The sequence below is a fragment of the Pseudomonas sp. GW821-FHT01E05 genome (genome assembly GCF_059422425.1).
Genome location: NZ_JBWKWW010000008.1, coordinates 76,831 through 93,727, shown reverse-complemented (window position 1 = coordinate 93,727; position 16,897 = coordinate 76,831). Strand labels below are relative to the sequence as shown.

Genomic DNA, 16,897 nt, shown 5'->3' with positions numbered 1-16,897 from the left:
GTTGTCGCGCGCCTACTTCAGAGTGAAAGTTGTTTTTAGTGGCAGGACAACCTTGCGCAAGTTGTCTTTAAGAATGATATCTACCGTCCAGATACCTGTGGGGTCGCCTGGCTCTCCGATGAAATCGATCACGGGGGCGGCGAGGTACAGGTTGTTCGGCTTCCCCTTGAGGCGTCGTTGAAAACAAACGGTATCTTTCTGATTGATCGATTCAGTACCGTCCGGCCTGATGACTTTCAGATCGCACGTTATGTTTGCATCGTGATTGGCATCCAGCTTCGGGTTTGCAAAAAAAATCAACGTGAAGATTCTTTTACCTTGGGTAACAATCTTTGCTTCGTTAAATACGGGAATGGTTTCGGGCGAAGTACTCCACTTTTTTTCCCAGTCGAGATCGGAAGTGATTAATAGTGAGCCACCAAACTCGCCGATGGATCGTCTTGATTCGGTGTCTGGGGATGGATTGCCATTTGAATCCTTCCAGTAACCGGCATGCACACTTGACCATGAAAGAGACATCGCGATGAAAACGGTGAGCAATCGACGGCTCATGAGCGACTCACTATAAGTAGGTGATATAGATGGCGTAATGTTTTGCGCCACTTTTTTCTTATAACGCGCCTTGTCCATATGTAATGCCTTGTTCCGCTTGAGTGTAGCGGCAGAAAACGCGACACAGAGTCAAGAGAACGAATGACGTGGTTTTTGAGCACGTACAGTGTCTTGAGCATGGTGCTCACGGTCCGCCCCAAGTGGTGTTCCAACAGTTGGATCTAAGGCGGCAAGCTGCCCATCGTCGATGGCTGCGTGAAGATCTCCCGTGCGCCCGGGCTGGGTCCTGAACTGGATCACGCTCAGATGGGCAAGCTGCACGACCAATACCTGACATGCGGCATTCGACAGCGCGATGACGTGAAACAGATGCAACGTTACAAGCCGGAGTGGAAGACCATCAAACCGCGTTTCTGAGCCCGTGCGGTACTTGGCCTGATGGGGCGCAAGCCCGTCGGGGCAGGGCGGTGGGCAGGGCGCGCCGAACTGTGTCAGCGCGAACACGGGTTTTGATGACCCTGACTTGCGCTGATCCTTGGCGTGGTGGGGGGCATCCCCCCTTGAGGACATAGACCTCCTGGCCGGCGTCTCCCGTCCGCGCCGCTGTAACACACTGTATCTCACGGCTGTGTGTTGCAACTGCCTTACAAAACCCCTCGCGCCGGGATACACCGGTGATACATCCATCCCTCGAAATGGCCACACCCGAACACGGCGGGCCATGCGAGGTGAGGATCCGGCAAATGCCACCTCCCGCTGACCTCAACCCTGTTCGAGCCATGACCTTGCGACGCGCCGCCCCGGTGGGCAGCGCAAACCCTACGGCGCTGCCGTAATCCACACTGGAGAATTACCATGTCTCGTACCCACTGCACCCTTGGCCTGATCGGCGCCGCCCTGGTCGGCGGAATGTTCCTCAGCGGTTCTGCTTTCGCGGTGGAGCCCCTGGCCCAGGGCTACCAACTGGCCTCGGCAAAAACCGCCGGCGAAGGCAAATGCGGTGAAGGCAAATGCGGCGCCGGCACCAAGGTGAGCCAGGCCGAAGGCAAATGCGGGGAGGGCAAGTGCGGCGATGCGTCCTTCTCACGCACCGACAGCAACCATGATGGCAAGGTCTCGCGCGACGAGTTTCTCGTCGTGGCCAAGGATCGCGCCGCCGACTTCGACAAGATCGACAGCAACCACGACGGCTTCATTTCTGAACGCGAGGCCTACGACCATCTGAAGGCCATCTACCAGGCCAACGGCAAGCCGATGCCCGACGGCCTGTTCAGCCACCTGCAGAACGACAAGTCCTGACCTGCCCCCTTGCGCCTCGCCCCTCCTGCCTGACAGGCGGGGCGTCGTGCGTTTTCCCGGAGCCACACCATGAGCATGATCGATAACCCAATCCAGGCCGGGCTCGGCCTGCGCCGTGGGCTGCTACCCGCGCTGCTGGCGATGGAGGACGGCGCGGTGGACTTCCTCGAATGCGCGCCGGAGAACTGGATCGGCGTCGGCGGCGCCTTTGGCGAGGGGCTGGCCAGCCTGGCCGAACGCTTTCCTGTCGCCTGCCACGGGCTGTCGCTGTCACTGGGTGGCAGCGAGCCGTTGGACCGGGACTTTCTCGTCCGCACGCGACAGTTTCTTGAACGCTACCAGGTCAGCCTGTATAGCGAGCACCTGAGCTATTGCACCGATGACGGCCACCTCTACGACCTGATGCCGATCCCCTTTACCGACGAGGCCATCCAGCATGTCGCCGCGCGCATCCGCGAAACCCAGGAGCGCCTCGGCCGGCGCATCGCGGTGGAGAACATCAGCTACTATGCCGCACCGTACCAGGCACTGAGCGAGATCGACTTCATCACAGCGGTGCTGGAAGAGGCCGATTGCGACCTGCTGCTGGACGTCAACAACCTGTTCGTCAACGCCTGCAACCACGGTTACGACGCCTTGGCATTCCTTCACGCGCTACCGCTACAACGGGTGACAAGCCTGCATGTCGCCGGCCACTACGACGAAGCCGCGGACCTGAAGATCGACACCCACGGCGCTACAGTGAGGGACGGCGTGTGGGCGCTGCTGGCCGCCGCTTACCAGCGTTTCGGTGTGCACCCCACGGTGCTGGAACGCGATTTCAACTACCCGCCGCTGGCCGACCTGCTGGAAGAAACCGGGCGCATCCGAGCCATCCAGCAGGCCTGTCTTGGCGCGCTTGCCAACAGCAGTGCCGCTCATGTCTGAAACCCTGCGCGAGCAACAATTCACCCTGGCCCGCCACCTGCGCGACCCGACCCGTCAGGCGCCGCCGCCGGGCATCGAGGCGCGGCGCCTGAAGGTCTATCGCGAGCTGTTCTACAACGCCATCGAAGGGCTGCTGGCCGGCAGCTTCCCGGTGCTGCGGTCCACCCTCGGGGATGCACGCTGGCATGCCCGGGTGCGCGACTTCTATGCCGGGCATCGCAGCCAGACGCCACTGTTCACGGGCATCGCCGAAGAGTTCGTCGCCTACCTGCAACAGCAGCAGGCGGATACCGACCCGGCCGCGCCCTGGCAGGTGGAGCTGGCCCACTACGAGTGGGTCGAGTCGCAGTTGTACCTGAGTGACGCCCAGGACCCGCCGCACCAGCAGGACGGTGACCTGCTGGCCGGTGTCCCGCTGCTGTCCTGCCTGGCCATGCCGCTGGCGTACCGCTGGCCGGTGACCCGCATCGCTGCGGACCATCAACCCACCGAGGCACCGCAAGTGCCGACCTTGCTGCTGGTGCACCGCGATGCCGGGCATCAGGTGCATTTTGCCCGGTTGGCGCCTCTGGCGTATCACCTGCTGGCCTCGCTGGCCGCTCACCCGCGCAGTGGGCGGGAGCACCTGCAGGCCCTGGCCGCAGCGGCCGGCGGCGATGCCCAGGCCATCGAGCACCAAGGCCTGGCGCTGCTAGAGTCGCTGCGCGCCCAGGGCATCGTGATCGGCACCCAGGTCCACCTCTGAATCCCCACTGCCGCTTCCACACCGGGGGTGGCGTGATCCACGACCGAAAATGAGAAAGCCCTGCAAGCGTAAACCTGCAGGGCTTCTCGGTCAGGCGGACCATCTCATTAAGCCCGTCTTGCGACTAATGCCGGTCAGTTAAGACATTACGCGAACGTAGCAGCTGGCGAAGCCTGCGTCCGGCTGCGCAGCAGTCGTAAAACAGTCACAGCAGTATTCCAGACAAATCGTGGAAGCAGGATTTGCGACGGCTTCGCCGCCGGACGCAGCCTTCGGCAGCTGCTACGGGGGGCAGTGCTGAACCTGAAATTCCTTAACTGACTGGCATTGCGTCTTGCGACGGACTTTTCTTGCGGGCTCAGGCCCGTTGCCGGCGCCAGTGCTGGAGCAAGTAGTCCAGGCTCAGTTTGCCCGGTCCGTTCAGTAGCAGCGGCAACAGCGCTACCAGGTAGATGGCCGGCAGTTTGTAGTTGCCAAAACCCTGGTTGCTGATGGCGTAACCCCGGGCCAGTTCGGCGAGGCTCGACCACTGCGCCGGCCAGTGCACGGCGGCGATCGCCACGACCGTCACCACCATCAGCACCAGCGCCGACAGCCGCGTACCCAGGCCCAGCAGCAGGAAGAGGGCGCCGAGCAGTTCGGTCCACATCGACAGTTCCCAGTTGAGGGTGGCGGGCAGGTGGTTGAAGGGGAAGGGAAAGGCGGACTGGATCTGCGCGAACCAGTTTTCGCCGTTCCATTTTTCCCTGCCGGATTCGAAGAACTCCCAGGCGAGGAACACCCGCAGGGCAAGGTCGGCGCTCCAGGCGCCCAGTTGGTTCAGCGGTGCGAGGATGCCGAACAGTTTCCAGCCCGATGGCAAGGCGATAGTTTTCATGGAGAGCTCCTGAATCAACCGGCGACGGCGGGGTGCCGTCGCTTATTGTGTTCAGGATTCTTGCAACCGGTCTTATCTGCAGTGTGTCCGCCGCAGGCCGTTGTGTATCCCAGTGTAGAGGCGGCCCTCAGGCCGCCGGACCGCACAGCTCGATCTGCGCGCACAAGCCGCCGCCGTCGCGGTTGGACAGGGTGAGGGTGCCACCGATGGCCTGGGTCAATTGATGTGCGATGGCCAGCCCAAGGCCGGTGCCGCCGGTGCTGCGGTTACGTGAGGTTTCCAGGCGGTAGAAGGGTTTGAGCACTTCTTCCAATTCCTCGACGGGGATGCCGGGGCCGTTGTCCAGCACTCGGATCAGCGTCGTATGGCCTGCGCCGGAACGGACTTCCAGCTGCGCGGCGCCGGTGAACTTGAGGGCGTTGTCGATCAGGTTCACCAGCACCCGGCGCAGGGCATGGGGCCGGGTTTCGATCACTGCACCATTCTTCGCGCACAGGGCCACCTGCTGGCCGCTGTCCTGGTAGTCGAACACCAGGCTGTCGAGGAAGGCGTCAAGGTTCACCCGGCAACTGGCCTCGGTGCTGCCCTCCACGCTACGGGCATAGGCCACGCCTTCGCGCACCAGATGCTCCATGGCTTCGAGGTCGTTCCACAGCTTGTCCTTCTCGGCGGACGTGTCCATGAACTCGACCCGCAGCTTCATGCGCGTGATGGGCGTCTGCAGGTCGTGGGAGATGGCGGCCAGCAGTTGCATGCGTTCTTTCAGGTAGGCAGCGATGCGCGCCTGCATGGCATTGAAGGCCACCGCCGCGTAGACCACTTCCCGCGGCCCGGTTTCATCCAGGTGCGGCCCGGGGGCGTTGGGGTCGAGACGGTCCACCGCCTGGGCCAGGCGCGTCAGCGGGCGAATCGCGGTTTTCACGGCCAGCCAGGTGCACAGCAACAACACGGCGAGCTGGATCAGCAGCACGATCGGTAGCCAGGTCGACAGGGGCACCGGCGCCGGGGTCACGTCAACGGTCAGCGGTTTGCCGTCGGCCATGCGCAGATGGACCTGGAAGTGGGGGACCGGCCCGGGGATGGTCTGGAAGTCCAGCGCGTACTGGCGACCGATGGCCTTGTCGAGGGACAGTGCCGCAATGGGCGCCTCGTCCAGGTCCAGCGCCTGGCCCGGTTCGCCGTCGTCGAGGCGGTAGCGGTAGGTGTGCCGCTCCAGCCGTGGCAGCCAGTCCGCGCGTTCCGCCGCCGGCAGGCGGTCGAGGATCGCCACCGAGGTGGACACGTCCCGTTCCAGGTTGCCCAGCATCATCGAGCGCGCGCTCTGGTAGCGCTCGTAGAACTGGAAGCTGAAGGACAACCCGTAGGCCAGTACCAGCCCGGTGAAGAAGATCAGCGCGAGGCGCGAGGCGAGGGTGCGCGGCCAGCGCGGCAGGCTCTTCACGATTGTGGCTCGACCAGTTGCACGGGCAGGGAGAACACATAACCTTCGCTGCGTACTGTCTTGATGTAGGCCGGCTCGCGGGCGTCGTCCTGCAAACGCTGGCGCAGGCGGCTGACCAGCAGGTCGATGGAGCGGTCGAAGATATCCGCCTCGCGGCCCTGGGTGAGATTGAGCAACTGCTCGCGGCTGAGCACCCGTTGCGGGTGGTCGAGGAACACTCGCAGCAGACGGTACTCGGCGCCGCTCAACGCGACCAGGGTGCTGTCGCCGTCCAGCAGGTGACGCGCGGTGGTGTCCAGGCGCCACTGGCCGAAGCCGATCAGCCGGCTGCTTTCGCTGATGGTCATGTTCGGCGGCAGCATGCGCGTGCGGCGCAGCACGGCATTGATGCGCGCCAGCAGCTCGCGCGCAGAGAAGGGTTTGGTCAGGTAGTCGTCGGCGCCCATTTCCAGGCCGATGATGCGGTCGGTTTCGTCGTTGCGTGCGGTCAGCATCAGCACCGGCGTGGCCTTGTGCTTGCCGGCGCGCAGCTCGCGACACAGTAGCAGGCCGTCGTCGCCGGGCATCATGATGTCCAGCACGATCAGGTCGACCGCGTTGGATTCGAGGAAGGCGCGCATCTGCCGGCCGTCGGCAACGATGGTGGTGCGCAGTCCGTTCTTCTTCAGGTAGTTGCCTACCAGTTCCCTGATCTCGCGATCATCGTCAACGATCAGGATGTGATCGACATGCTCCATCGCCCGGCACCTGTGCTGTGGTTGTGCCCTGAAGTGTACAGAGCCCGATGGCACTTGCCTGTCGCGCTTTGTATTGCAGTGTATCCAGTGCGCCGGCAGATACGTGGAGAGGCAACCGGCCCCCGTCACGGACACATCCGCAACAACTCCCGAGCCTGAAATGAACGCCAACGGGGGAGGGGGCTTCCTCCTCGCAGTGAAGCGAATCACTCAACAGACCGGCCCGTTGCACTGATCCGTGTTTTTCTTCGCTACCTGCATCTGTATCGAAACCAGCCTCCGTCGGACAATGATCCTCCCGGCGGGCCTCACCAGTTGAGCCTGATGGGAGAGTCGCTATGTGACTCGATTTTCGCTGTACCGCAAACCTCTCATTCAGGAGGCCTAATGGCTAAGCTTGCAATTTTCTTGGGCGGATTTTTAGCGTTAACGATCGTGATCGGTATTCTCGCGACAATCTCTCCGACATAAGGAGAGGCTAGTCATGCCGCTGTTGCCCACCGGCAAGCGCCTTGCGAGATAAGCTGCAAGTTCGCTTGCCAGTTCATTGGGGCTTTTATCGCGAATAAATTCGCTCCTGCAACTACCTATTCAAATCCGCGCCAGCGCCTGGGCCAGGTCGGCGCGCAGGTCTTCGACATCCTCGACACCCACTGACAAACGCACCAGCGCATCGCCGATGCCGAGCTGCGCACGGGTGTCTGCGGGAATGCTGGCGTGGGTCATGATCGCCGGGTGCTCGATCAGGCTTTCCACCCCGCCCAGGCTCTCGGCCAAGGCGAAGATCCGCATACTTTCGAGGAAACGCTTGGCGCCGGCCAGGTCGCTGTTCAGGTCGAGGGAAATCATCCCGCCGAAACCGCGCATCTGCCGCTGCGCCAGTTCGTGCTGCGGGTGCGACGGCAGGCCCGGATAATAGACGCGCGCCACCTGCGGCTGACGCGCAAGCCATTGCGCCAGCTCCAGCGCGTTGCTGCAGTGGCGCTCCATGCGCAGCGCCAGAGTCTTCACTCCGCGCAGGGTGAGAAACGCGTCGAACGGCCCGGCGATAGCTCCCACCGCGTTCTGCAGGAAGCCCAGGCGCTCGGCCAGTTCGGCGTTCTGTCCGACCACCGCGATGCCGCCGATCACGTCGGAGTGGCCGTTCAGATACTTGGTCGTCGAGTGCAGCACGATATCGAAACCCAGCTCCAGCGGGCGCTGTATCCACGGGCTGGCGAAGGTGTTATCGGCCACACAGATGATGCCTCGCTCGCGACAGATGCCCGCGATGGCGGCGAGGTCAGTGAGGCGCAGCAACGGATTGCTCGGCGTCTCGACCATGACCATCCGCGTGTCGTCCTGCAGCGCGGCTTCGAATGCCTCCAGGTCAGTCAGATCGACGAAGCTGAAGCGATGCCCGGCGCTGCGCCGGCGCACCTTGTCGAACAGTCGGAAAGTACCGCCGTACAGGTCGTTGCCGGAGACGATGTGCGCGCCAGTGTCGAGCAGTTCGAGCACGGTGGAGATCGCGGCCAGCCCGGAGGCGAAGGCGAATGCACGGGTACCGCCTTCGAGGTCTGCCACGCAACGTTCCAGCGCCCAGCGCGTGGGGTTGTGCGAGCGCCCGTAGTCGAGGCCCTTGTGTACACCGGGACTCTGCTGCGCATAGGTGGAGTTGGCGTAAATCGGCGGCATTAGCGCCCCGGTGGAAGGGTCCGGCGCCTGTCCGGCATGGATCACCCGGGTGGCGAAGGCGCGTGGCGCGGCGGTTTCGTCGTGCTGACTCATGGCAGGGATCTCCGCAAGTGATTGAGCAGGTCGACGCGGGTAATCAGGCCGTGGAAGCCCGAGGCGTCTTTGATGATCGCCACCAGCCCACGGTCGAGCTCCGCCTGCAGTTCAGCCAGACTGGCGCCGGGAGGCAGCGTTTCCAGCTTGTCGGTCATCGCGCTGGTGACGGTCATACGGAAGTGCGAAGCGTCTTCGTACACGCCAAGCAGAATATCGGACTCGTCGATCACGCCGACCAGCCGCTGTCCGTCCACCAGCACCGGCAGTTGCGACACATCAGCCAGGCGCATGCGCTGGAAGGCGGTAAGCAGCGTGTCGTCCGGGCCCACGCTGATCACCCGGCCATCCTCGAAGCGCCGCGCGATCAAGTCGCGCAGATCACCGTAGTGCTTACGCTGCATCAGGCCCTGATCGGTCATCCACTGGTCGTTGTAGACCTTCGACAGGTAGCGGGTGCCGGTGTCGCAGACGAAGCTGACCACCCGCTTCGGCTCGGTTTGCTCGCGGCAGTAGCGCAGTGCCGCCGCCAGCAACGTGCCGGTCGAAGAGCCGCCGAGAATGCCTTCGGCGCGCAGCAGTTGGCGGGCATGATCGAAGCTTTCCTCGTCGCTGATCGAATAGGCCTGGCGCACGCTGGAAAGGTCGGCAATAGACGGAATGAAGTCTTCGCCGATGCCTTCCACCGCCCAGGAGCCGGGCGTACCGAGGGTGCCGCTGCGGCTGTATTCGGCGACCACCGAGCCGACGGGATCGGCCAGCACCATGGCCAGGTCCGGCTGCACGCGGCGAAAGAAACGGGTCAGCCCGGTCAGCGTGCCGGCCGAACCGACGCCGACGACGATGGCATCCAGATCATGCTGAGTCTGCGCCCAGATCTCCGGAGCGGTGCTGCACTCGTGGGCCAGCGGGTTGGCCGGGTTGTTGAACTGATCGGCGAAGAAGGCGTCGGGAATCTCCTGCGTCAGCCGCGCAGCAACGTCCTGGTAGTAGTCGGGATGGCCCTTGCCGACGTCGGAGCGGGTGATGTGCACCTCGGCGCCCATCGCCTTGAGGTGCAGGACCTTCTCGGTGGACATCTTGTCCGGCACCACCAACACCACCCGGTAACCCTTGGCGCGGCCGACCAGGGCCAGGCCGAGGCCGGTGTTGCCGGCGGTGGCTTCGACTATGGTGCCGCCGGGTCGCAGGCGGCCATCGCGCTCGGCGGCGTCGATCATCGCCAGGCCGATGCGATCCTTGATCGAACCACCGGGGTTCTGCGATTCGAGCTTGAGGAACAGCGTGCATGGACCGGTATCGAAGCGGCTGACACGCACCAGCGGCGTATTGCCGATCAGTTCGAGCACGGCGGGGCGGGAGTCGTTCGGCATGTCGTCACCTCGCTGCAGCAATCGGCACTGGATGGACAGCAACCTGCGGCGAGTTATCGTGCGTCAGTCGCTGGCAATGTCTCGCTTGGAACATAGGCCGGGATTGCGCCGCCCGCAACCTTGCGCAGCCAGCCGGTAGCGTCGCCGCCGAAACGACAACCAACCGGATGAACACAATTGCAGTGCGCTTAACCTCTGCGCACATTTACGCCTACGCCAGCCAGAGCCGCGTCATTGCCTTCATTGCACAGGCGGCGCAGTCGGTCTGTCTGGAGCGCAAGATGATGGTGTTGGCTTTGGTGACGTGCGAGCGCTGGTTCTCGATGACGAATTTACTGGTGCATCGAAGACGGCTCCTTAAGACAGCTCTGCTACAGGTCTGTTTATGCTGATAGGCAAGGGATGCGATGCGTTTATGCGGTCTTCCAGTCTTTTCACGAATGCTTCGGCTTCTGCATAGCTGCGAAATTTGACGCACCACGCGTTCATCCAGACAACCCAGCCTTCGGGCGTGTTCGTTTCCTCGATTCTGATCAGCATCACTAGAGCCCTTTCTTCGTGAGGTGGTGCAGGTCAATTACGAGCCCAGGCAAAAAAGCTCGTACCATTTCGAGATCTCAATAGCGACTCGCAAGCGGCGCAGGCACCTGGTTGACGGGTTTCATCTGAGGGTTTTTCTCAGCGACTCAATTCCCTTTCTGACGGACTCGGCGTTCAAGTCGAGTGTGGCGACAGCTCCAAGAGCGGTGCTGGAAACGCCAGTGGATCCCCTCTGATCGATCCACATCGCTATCGACTCAATGGCGTCGGCGAGCGCGAGCTGGTTTTCGTGGAGGGTTTCGAGTATGTCCGGCAGTTGGGGCGTTGCTGGCATGGCGACATTTCCTCAGAGTGAACTGAAAAGCCTAGCAGCGTCATGGCTAGTGTGCCGGAGCATCACGGTTATCCAGGTAGATTGGCCGGGTGTCTGTTCATTTGAAAAGGTTAGAGGGTGTCATCTTGGCGTCATCGAACTAATGGCAAGATCCTCGCAAACCGTCTTCAGCGCACAGCAGGCATCCGCCTGCTGGTTGATGAATTTGCAAGGAATCCCCCATGAAAGGCGACGCCTCCCTGTTTGCGGCCATTGACCTGGGTTCCAATGCGTTTCGCATGATGATTGGTCAGTCGGTCAAACGGAACCAGCAGTTCGTGATCCAGGAAGTGAAAACCCTGCGTGAGCCCGTCCGTTTGGCAGAGGGATTTCAAGGCGGGGATCTGGATGAGTTGGCGCTGGATCGGGGATGGCAAGCGCTCGCGCGATTTGGCAAAAAATTACGCGGCTTTGAGGCGGGTCGTGTGCGGGCAGTGGCGACCAGTGCGGTGCGCGAAGCTGATAATGCTCAACTGTTTCTGGGCAGCGCGGAGCGGCACCTGGGTTTTCGTATTGACGTCATCTCCGGGCATGAAGAGGCGCAACTGGTGTATGCCGGTGTTGCCCATAGGATACCTGGTGCAGAGAGTATGCGACTGGTCGTGGATATCGGCGGCGGCTCCACTGAATTGATTCTTGGTAGGGGCGCTCAGCCCCTTGTCACCGAAAGTATTGCCATTGGCAGCGGCACCATTGGTGCGCGTTACTTTCAAGGGGGGCGTATCACGGCTCAGGCGCTCCTGGAGGCTGAGCGTGTGGCCACTCTACAGTTTGAAAAAGTGGTGCGCCGTTATCGCGCGCGGGGTTGGCAGCAGACTATCGGCTCTTCAGGTACCGCACGGATGCTGGCCAAAGTGCTCAAGGCCAACGGATTGAACGACTATGACCAAGGTGGTATCACCTACGGCGGTCTGTTGCGCCTGTCGTTGCGTCTGCTCGAAGTGGGGCATGTCAAACAACTCAAATTGGCGGGCTTGCAAAGCCATCGCCTGAGCATCCTGCCTGGCGGTCTGGTGGTCATGCTGGCGGCGTTCAAGGTATTTGGCATCCCGCATATGACGCCATCCGAGCCAGGCTTAAGGTTCGGGGTTCTTCATGGTCTGATGTGTAAACACTAATCACGGACAGCTACCTGAGAGAAGCAGGTATCAGCGAGGTGAACCGCCTCTGGATTCATTGCCGCTCCCGAACGTGCAGCCTGATGGCTGCTCTATCTACGGATGCAGAGGCCGATACCGTATGCTCCGGCGACTGGCCCGCCAGCGATATCTGAATCCAAGTCTCAAGTGCCCGGGCGCTCTATGAGCGCTCGGAGTAGCAAAGAAATCCTCTCTCGACATCCAATCGCATGTCCTTGATGCCCTTCGCGCAGATATCCACGCGTATCGGGGGGGCTTCAACCGTCATCCTGGCCACCTTACTGCTCAGAATGTTTGCCTGATCTCAGGTAAGGACAGAGTCCCGCTCACGACCCGGCGGGCGAATTCGCTGAATCAGGCAATAGAAGAAACAGATCCGGCAACTCGCTCCGGGCACTGCACCACATACTTCGAGCACCACGATTCAGCGCCGATGACTCATCCGGATCGGCTGGTGTTTCGTGCTGTCTGCCATTCAAATCCATGGAAATTCATACGATGAAGAAGCTCGTCATAGGTGGTGTTGCTGCGATCATCCCGGCGCTTGCCACCACCAGCCAGGCACAGGATGCGCAACCGCACGGCTACATGATCGCCAACTACGAAATCAAGGATCAGGTAACGTTCCAGAAGTACATGGAAGCGGCCGGGCCGCTCGCGCCGAAATACGGCGGCAAGGTGATCGTTTTCAACCTCAACGCACCAGTAGTCGAAGGCCAGCCAAAGTCGGTGATGGCTATCGCTGAGTTCCCAACTCTTGCCGACGCTCAGCGCTTCTACAACTCTGCTGAATACACCGCGGCGAAGAAACTTCGCATCGCGGCCACCCAAGGCTCGGTCGTGATCACTGAAGGATTGGTGCCTGCGCAGCAGTAGTGGGGGTCGATGCACAAGGGGCGTTCTGTTCCCCCAACACTCAGCTGAATCGACTTCTCAACGGTAATCAGGAGCTTGATATGGGCAACCCCCGTGACATCACCGTTCAGCCGCAGAGTGTCCCTGCTCACGGCCGTCGACAAATTCTGCAAGCAGGCGCGGCCCTCGCCGCGCTGCCGATTGTGGCCGCCACACTCGGAGCCGTTCAGGCTGCGGACAAGCAAACCAGCACAGGTATCAAAATGCCCGAAGTTAAATCCGACGAGTTCATCAATGGTCTGGCCGACTTGATGGCGCATTCGACGCGTACGCCGATCTTGAGATGGCCGAATGAGTACGACATGGAGTACGAGGAGATCTTCTTTCCGGCAATGGATGGCGTGACGATCGAGGGCTGGTTCATTCCGGGCAAATCAGACCGGCTCATCATCTGCAACCATCCGATGCCCTGCAACCGCTACGGCTACCCGGGGCACCTGGAACCCTGGACGAATTTTGGTGGCTTCGAGGTGAACTTCCTGCCGGAGTACAAAATTCTGCACGAGGCGGGCTACACCATTATTGCCTACGACATGCGCAACCATGGCCGCAGCGGAACGGGCAGCGGTGGGGTCAATGGCCACGGTGTGCTGGAGTACCGTGACGTGATTGGCTCCTTGCGCTATGCGAAATCCCGGTCCGACACCAAGGACATGAAGACCGCGCTGTACAGCCGCTGCCTGGGTGCCAATGCCACCATCGTGGGGATGAAAAAGCACCCGCAAGAGTTCCAGCACATCAAGGCGATGATTGCGCTGCAACCGGTGACGCCGCGAGTCTTCGTCGAAACCGCCATGCAAACGCAAAAAATCGTCAATGGTGTCGAACGATTCGACGTGGCCTTCCACACGCGCACGGGCTATCGCCTGGCCGACGTCTGGCCGATGGAATATGCCAGGGCCGTGACCGTTCCGACCCTGGTCGCCCAGGTCCGTAACGATTTTCTGACCAAGCCGTCGAACGTGCAGGAGATCTTCGATACCCTCTCTTCGCGCGACAAGAAACTGTTCTGGATTGAGGGGACGGACCAGCGTTTTCAGGGTTACAACTACTTCGGGACTCATCCTGAACTGATGCTGGAGTGGTTTGATTCCCACTTTGCATGACCCACAAGCGGGCTTGCTGAATCGAGCCGGCACAACAGGCCGCAAGCCTGTTGACTGAGCCGCGGATGACCGCGACGGTTAACGCCTGGGTTGGATCAAGGAGAGTATCCAGCCATCCACCATTTTACTGCCTGAAATGAAGGCGTCAGGTCAGGCAGCGAATTTGCGACTGCACAGAGCGCTATGCTTTGAGCATTGAGTCAAACGCTTGGAGTTGACAGTGCGTCCCGAAGATAAAGTAAACACGCCCAGCGCCGTAGATACCAGCGCGCTTGCTCGCGCAATTGCCCGAATTGCCCCGACTGATGGCGATTACAACACCGCGCTCCCCGCACTCACTGTTCATCGGCGCAAGGCCGCGACGGCGCCGATGCACTGCCTCTACGGGCTTGGGCTGGGGGTGACGGTCCAGGGCGCAAAGCAGGTGATGGTGGCGGACGAAGTGCTGTCCTATGCTGCGGGCCAATCGATGCTCAGCACCGTTGACCTGCCCGTGGTTTCTCATGTGACGCGGGCCAGCGTTTCGCAGCCTTTTCTCGGCTTGATGCTGTTATTGAACAGTACAACGATCATGCGCATTGCCGCCGAGATGCAATTACCGCAGCCGCCGAAGGACTGTGTTTATCGACCGATCACGGTGCAGACGCTGGATGCGGCCACCCTCGATGCCCTGGTCAGGCTGGTTGACCTGCTGGACGAAGCGGTGTTACTGCCGCAACTGGCGCCGCTGATTCAGGACGAAATCATCGTGCGGCTGCTGACCGGTCCCCACGGTCCGCAGTTGCGCCACATCGTCACCGCCGGTTCGCCCAGCCAGCAGATCGCCAAGGCGGTGGCCTGGCTCAAGCTGAATTTCTGTCTGCCGCTGCGCATGGATGAACTGGCTGCCCGGGCGCACATGAGCCCCTCAACGTTCCGTCAGCACTTTCGCGCCGTCACCGGCATCAGCCCGCTGCAATACCAGAAGCAGTTACGGTTGCAGCAGGCCAGGCAATTGATGCTTAGCGAAAACGTCGATGCCGGCAGCGCGGGCGACCGGGTGGGCTACGTCAGCCCATCCCAGTTCAGCCGCGAATACAGCCGGTTGTTTGGCGAGCCGCCGCAGCGGGACATCAAGCGCATGCGTGTGCATTGATGGCAGGCCATTGCTGATCCTGGCGGTGTTGGCGACGACGATCGGGATCAGCATTGGCCTCCTCATCATTATCCCGCGCGTCGTGGTTTCATCGGCTCTGTCAGTCGTAGGCGAGGGAGCAAGACAGCGCTCGGTAGGCGTCGGCCTGGGCGCGCAGATCGTTGGCCTTGGCTTCGAAGGTCTGTACGGCATCGGCACCGGCGGCGAAACGGGCAGGGGGCTTCTCGAGCCCGGCCAACTGCACGAGAGCGGTGGCGAGCCTGGCGGGATCACCGCCCTGCTTACCGTCCATGCTGTTCCAGGCCGCGATGGTCTCCCTGGTGCGTTGCACGTAGTCGTCAATGTTGGGCGTGGCGTAGGTGGTCGAGCTGGTGGTGAGCAGCTCGGTGCGAAAGAAACCGGGCTCGACCAGCATCGTCTGAATACCGAAGGGTGCGATCTCCGGGGTGAGCGATTCCATCCAGCCTTCGATCCCGAATTTTGCCGCGGCGTACGCTGAGCAGAACAGTCCACCGGTGATGCCGGCCGTGGAGGAGAGGGTGAGCAACAGGCCGCTGCGCTGTTTGCGCATCACCGGCAATACGGCGCGCGTGATGTTCATCGGGCCAAACAGCAGCGTCTCGATCTGATCGCGGACCTGCTCGGGGCTGAGCTCTTCGAAGAAGCCCGCGTAAAAATTGCCTGCGTTGTTGACGAGCACATCGATGCGACCGAACTTTTCGACAGCCGCCTTGGCCGCGGCCTGGGCGTCCTCAAGGCGGGTGATGTCGAGTTTGATGGTCAACAGGTCAGCGTGGGCGCCAAGTGCTGCCGCGACCTTCTCGGGGTTGCGACCGGTGGCGACGACTGCGTGGCCGGCGGCCAGCGCCGCCTTGGCGATGTCTACGCCCAGCCCGCGACCTGCGCCGGTGATCATCCAGACTTTTTTCTCAGTCATGTGCTGTTCCTCATTTCTCGTTGTGTGCGTGCTGCTCGGGAGGTGGGTTTCAACCGTGGCTGGACATGCTTCACGAATGAAGGTGAGCAAGTGGCAAGCATAAAGCGTTTGTTCCCGCTGCCATTGTCTGCGGCCCGCTGTGAAACAGCTTGCATGGATCGGTGCATTTCTTGCCTGAAATGACGGAATTGCATCAGAAGCGCCCGATGGATTTTTCTCGATATAGGGGGGATTCGGCGCTCGGAGTAGACGATTCAATCGGATCGCAAGCGCGTAGCTGGATCACGCCGTCGGCCTGATGGGCATACACCAGCACGGCAAACGCCCATCTGCTTGCCTTCCGGGTTTTCGAGCTAATTCACGAACGGCCCGACGATGGCGCTGTAAACTGGCCGCGCAAAAGGCGTTGCCTCATTGAATGCCCCTGCGGACTTGGCGGACCGAGCCCGCTGACGATGTCGGGCCCACCGCCCATACACGACCGCCCCTTTACCACCTCAAGCAAGAGATCCCCATGGCAAACCACGACCTCACCTTCATCCCCGACCCCGACCCGGAATCCATCTCATCCGACGTCGCCGGTTTTGGCGGCCTGCTGGTCTCCACTCAGATTCCCACCCGCGCCGATGGCAGCCTGGAGCTGGGCGACATCGCCCTGCAGAGCGAGTGCACCCTGCAGGCGCTCAAGGTAGCGCTGGAGCGCGCCGGCAGTTCCATGGACCGGGTCCTGCATTTGACCATCTACCTCACCGACATGGCCGACCGCGCCGCCTTCAACGAGGTCTACCAGCGCTTCTTCGCCAAGCCCTGGCCGGTTCGCGCCGCCGTTGGCGTGGCCGCCCTGGCGGTCGAAGGCATGCGCGTGGAAGTCACCGCGATGGCGGCCCGGGGCTGAACCCGCGGGCTTATTCCGTGAGCTTATCCGGCGGCCCCGCTCAGCGAGCGGCCGCCACCGGGCAGCACACGGGTGCCGGTCAAGCGTTTCGCCGCTACAATGCGTGCCTTGACCGTGACAAGCCAGACTAAAAAAA

The 16,897-nt window shown here is 61.6% G+C and carries 17 protein-coding genes and 2 pseudogenes; 11 read left to right on the top strand and 8 right to left on the bottom strand.

Annotation, left to right across the window (positions count from 1 at the left end; translation table 11 throughout):
- Positions 1–12: 12 nt before the first annotated feature.
- The gene (locus AC07W5_RS18725) at positions 13–630 is read right to left on the bottom strand and encodes a hypothetical protein (protein ID WP_495024066.1); all 618 of its coding nucleotides are present in this window, start codon (positions 628–630) and stop codon (positions 13–15) included.
- Positions 631–777: 147 nt separating this feature from the next.
- Here AC07W5_RS18725 and AC07W5_RS18720 point away from each other — a divergent pair.
- The 4 genes and pseudogenes from AC07W5_RS18720 to AC07W5_RS18705 all read left to right on the top strand — a co-directional run.
- A pseudogene (locus tag AC07W5_RS18720) lies at positions 778–969 on the top strand (glucarate dehydratase); the annotation flags it as partial.
- A 438-nt stretch (positions 970–1,407) separates the two neighbouring features.
- Positions 1,408–1,851, top strand: coding sequence for an HvfA family oxazolone/thioamide-modified RiPP metallophore (locus AC07W5_RS18715; protein WP_495024065.1), 444 nt, complete (start codon positions 1,408–1,410; stop codon positions 1,849–1,851).
- 69 nt (positions 1,852–1,920) lie between these two features.
- Complete coding sequence (locus AC07W5_RS18710) at positions 1,921–2,778, top strand: HvfB family MNIO-type RiPP peptide maturase (RefSeq protein ID WP_494992937.1); 858 nt, start codon at positions 1,921–1,923, stop codon at positions 2,776–2,778.
- Positions 2,771–3,523, top strand: a complete 753-nt coding sequence (locus AC07W5_RS18705; RefSeq protein ID WP_495024064.1) for an HvfC family RiPP maturation protein — start codon at positions 2,771–2,773, stop codon at positions 3,521–3,523. The genes AC07W5_RS18710 and AC07W5_RS18705 overlap by 8 nt, the downstream gene beginning before the upstream one ends.
- A gap of 358 nt (positions 3,524–3,881) precedes the next feature.
- Here the strand turns inward: AC07W5_RS18705 and AC07W5_RS18700 are convergent, their stop codons facing one another.
- The 5 genes from AC07W5_RS18700 to AC07W5_RS18680 form a co-directional block, all read right to left on the bottom strand.
- Entirely contained in the window at positions 3,882–4,400 is a 519-nt protein-coding gene (locus AC07W5_RS18700; RefSeq protein ID WP_494992935.1) for an HvfX family Cu-binding RiPP maturation protein, read from the bottom strand.
- A 127-nt stretch (positions 4,401–4,527) separates the two neighbouring features.
- Positions 4,528–5,832 (bottom strand): ATP-binding protein, encoded by a 1,305-nt coding sequence (locus AC07W5_RS18695; RefSeq protein ID WP_495024184.1) that lies wholly within the window; start codon positions 5,830–5,832, stop codon positions 4,528–4,530.
- 5 nt (positions 5,833–5,837) lie between these two features.
- A complete protein-coding gene (locus AC07W5_RS18690; RefSeq protein WP_494992933.1) occupies positions 5,838–6,578 on the bottom strand; it encodes a response regulator in 741 nt (246 codons plus the stop codon).
- A gap of 591 nt (positions 6,579–7,169) precedes the next feature.
- The gene (locus tag AC07W5_RS18685) at positions 7,170–8,348 is read right to left on the bottom strand and encodes a cystathionine gamma-synthase (RefSeq protein ID WP_495024063.1); all 1,179 of its coding nucleotides are present in this window, start codon (positions 8,346–8,348) and stop codon (positions 7,170–7,172) included.
- Positions 8,345–9,721, bottom strand: coding sequence for a pyridoxal-phosphate dependent enzyme (locus tag AC07W5_RS18680; protein WP_494993093.1), 1,377 nt, complete (start codon positions 9,719–9,721; stop codon positions 8,345–8,347). The genes AC07W5_RS18685 and AC07W5_RS18680 overlap by 4 nt, the downstream gene beginning before the upstream one ends.
- A 167-nt stretch (positions 9,722–9,888) precedes the next feature.
- On the opposite strand from AC07W5_RS18680, the gene AC07W5_RS18675 reads away from it, so the two are divergent.
- Positions 9,889–10,113, top strand: coding sequence for a hypothetical protein (locus AC07W5_RS18675; RefSeq protein WP_495024189.1), 225 nt, complete (start codon positions 9,889–9,891; stop codon positions 10,111–10,113).
- Positions 10,114–10,382: 269 nt separating this feature from the next.
- Here AC07W5_RS18675 and AC07W5_RS18670 read toward each other — a convergent pair whose 3' ends face one another.
- Positions 10,383–10,595, bottom strand: coding sequence for a hypothetical protein (locus AC07W5_RS18670; RefSeq protein ID WP_494992931.1), 213 nt, complete (start codon positions 10,593–10,595; stop codon positions 10,383–10,385).
- 221 nt (positions 10,596–10,816) lie between these two features.
- Between AC07W5_RS18670 and AC07W5_RS18665 the strand changes: the two genes are divergently transcribed.
- The 5 genes and pseudogenes from AC07W5_RS18665 to AC07W5_RS18645 all read left to right on the top strand — a co-directional run bounded on the left by AC07W5_RS18665 (position 10,817) and on the right by AC07W5_RS18645 (position 14,929).
- Positions 10,817–11,752, top strand: coding sequence for a Ppx/GppA phosphatase family protein (locus AC07W5_RS18665; protein WP_495024062.1), 936 nt, complete (start codon positions 10,817–10,819; stop codon positions 11,750–11,752).
- Between the two features lie 212 nt (positions 11,753–11,964).
- Positions 11,965–12,075: pseudogene (locus AC07W5_RS18660) on the top strand (2-hydroxycarboxylate transporter family protein); the annotation flags it as partial.
- Between the two features lie 196 nt (positions 12,076–12,271).
- Positions 12,272–12,649, top strand: a complete 378-nt coding sequence (locus AC07W5_RS18655) for a DUF1330 domain-containing protein (RefSeq protein WP_495024061.1) — start codon at positions 12,272–12,274, stop codon at positions 12,647–12,649.
- 80 nt (positions 12,650–12,729) lie between these two features.
- A complete protein-coding gene (locus AC07W5_RS18650; RefSeq protein WP_495024060.1) occupies positions 12,730–13,794 on the top strand; it encodes an alpha/beta hydrolase family protein in 1,065 nt (354 codons plus the stop codon).
- A 220-nt stretch (positions 13,795–14,014) separates the two neighbouring features.
- Entirely contained in the window at positions 14,015–14,929 is a 915-nt protein-coding gene (locus AC07W5_RS18645) for an AraC family transcriptional regulator (RefSeq protein ID WP_495013565.1), read from the top strand.
- A 100-nt stretch (positions 14,930–15,029) separates the two neighbouring features.
- Here the strand turns inward: AC07W5_RS18645 and AC07W5_RS18640 are convergent, their stop codons facing one another.
- Positions 15,030–15,866 (bottom strand): SDR family oxidoreductase, encoded by an 837-nt coding sequence (locus AC07W5_RS18640; protein WP_495024059.1) that lies wholly within the window; start codon positions 15,864–15,866, stop codon positions 15,030–15,032.
- A gap of 514 nt (positions 15,867–16,380) precedes the next feature.
- Here AC07W5_RS18640 and AC07W5_RS18635 point away from each other — a divergent pair.
- Positions 16,381–16,761, top strand: coding sequence for a RidA family protein (locus tag AC07W5_RS18635; protein WP_495013563.1), 381 nt, complete (start codon positions 16,381–16,383; stop codon positions 16,759–16,761).
- Positions 16,762–16,897: the final 136 nt, after the last annotated feature.

Excerpts from the sequence above, each read along its gene's own strand:
- AC07W5_RS18700 (WP_494992935.1), bottom strand. The coding sequence starts at position 4,400 with ATGAAAACTATCGCCTTGCCATCGGGCTGGAAACTGTTCGGCATCCTC.
- AC07W5_RS18665 (WP_495024062.1), top strand. The coding sequence starts at position 10,817 with ATGAAAGGCGACGCCTCCCTGTTTGCGGCCATTGACCTGGGTTCCAAT.
- AC07W5_RS18715 (WP_495024065.1), top strand. The coding sequence starts at position 1,408 with ATGTCTCGTACCCACTGCACCCTTGGCCTGATCGGCGCCGCCCTGGTC.
- AC07W5_RS18650 (WP_495024060.1), top strand. The coding sequence starts at position 12,730 with ATGGGCAACCCCCGTGACATCACCGTTCAGCCGCAGAGTGTCCCTGCT.
- AC07W5_RS18675 (WP_495024189.1), top strand. The coding sequence starts at position 9,889 with ATGAACACAATTGCAGTGCGCTTAACCTCTGCGCACATTTACGCCTAC.
- AC07W5_RS18670 (WP_494992931.1), bottom strand. The coding sequence starts at position 10,595 with ATGCCAGCAACGCCCCAACTGCCGGACATACTCGAAACCCTCCACGAA.
- AC07W5_RS18725 (WP_495024066.1), bottom strand. The coding sequence starts at position 630 with ATGGACAAGGCGCGTTATAAGAAAAAAGTGGCGCAAAACATTACGCCA.
- AC07W5_RS18705 (WP_495024064.1), top strand. The coding sequence starts at position 2,771 with ATGTCTGAAACCCTGCGCGAGCAACAATTCACCCTGGCCCGCCACCTG.
- AC07W5_RS18680 (WP_494993093.1), bottom strand. The coding sequence starts at position 9,721 with ATGCCGAACGACTCCCGCCCCGCCGTGCTCGAACTGATCGGCAATACG.
- AC07W5_RS18710 (WP_494992937.1), top strand. The coding sequence starts at position 1,921 with ATGAGCATGATCGATAACCCAATCCAGGCCGGGCTCGGCCTGCGCCGT.
- AC07W5_RS18655 (WP_495024061.1), top strand. The coding sequence starts at position 12,272 with ATGAAGAAGCTCGTCATAGGTGGTGTTGCTGCGATCATCCCGGCGCTT.
- AC07W5_RS18685 (WP_495024063.1), bottom strand. The coding sequence starts at position 8,348 with ATGAGTCAGCACGACGAAACCGCCGCGCCACGCGCCTTCGCCACCCGG.
- AC07W5_RS18690 (WP_494992933.1), bottom strand. The coding sequence starts at position 6,578 with ATGGAGCATGTCGATCACATCCTGATCGTTGACGATGATCGCGAGATC.
- AC07W5_RS18635 (WP_495013563.1), top strand. The coding sequence starts at position 16,381 with ATGGCAAACCACGACCTCACCTTCATCCCCGACCCCGACCCGGAATCC.
- AC07W5_RS18640 (WP_495024059.1), bottom strand. The coding sequence starts at position 15,866 with ATGACTGAGAAAAAAGTCTGGATGATCACCGGCGCAGGTCGCGGGCTG.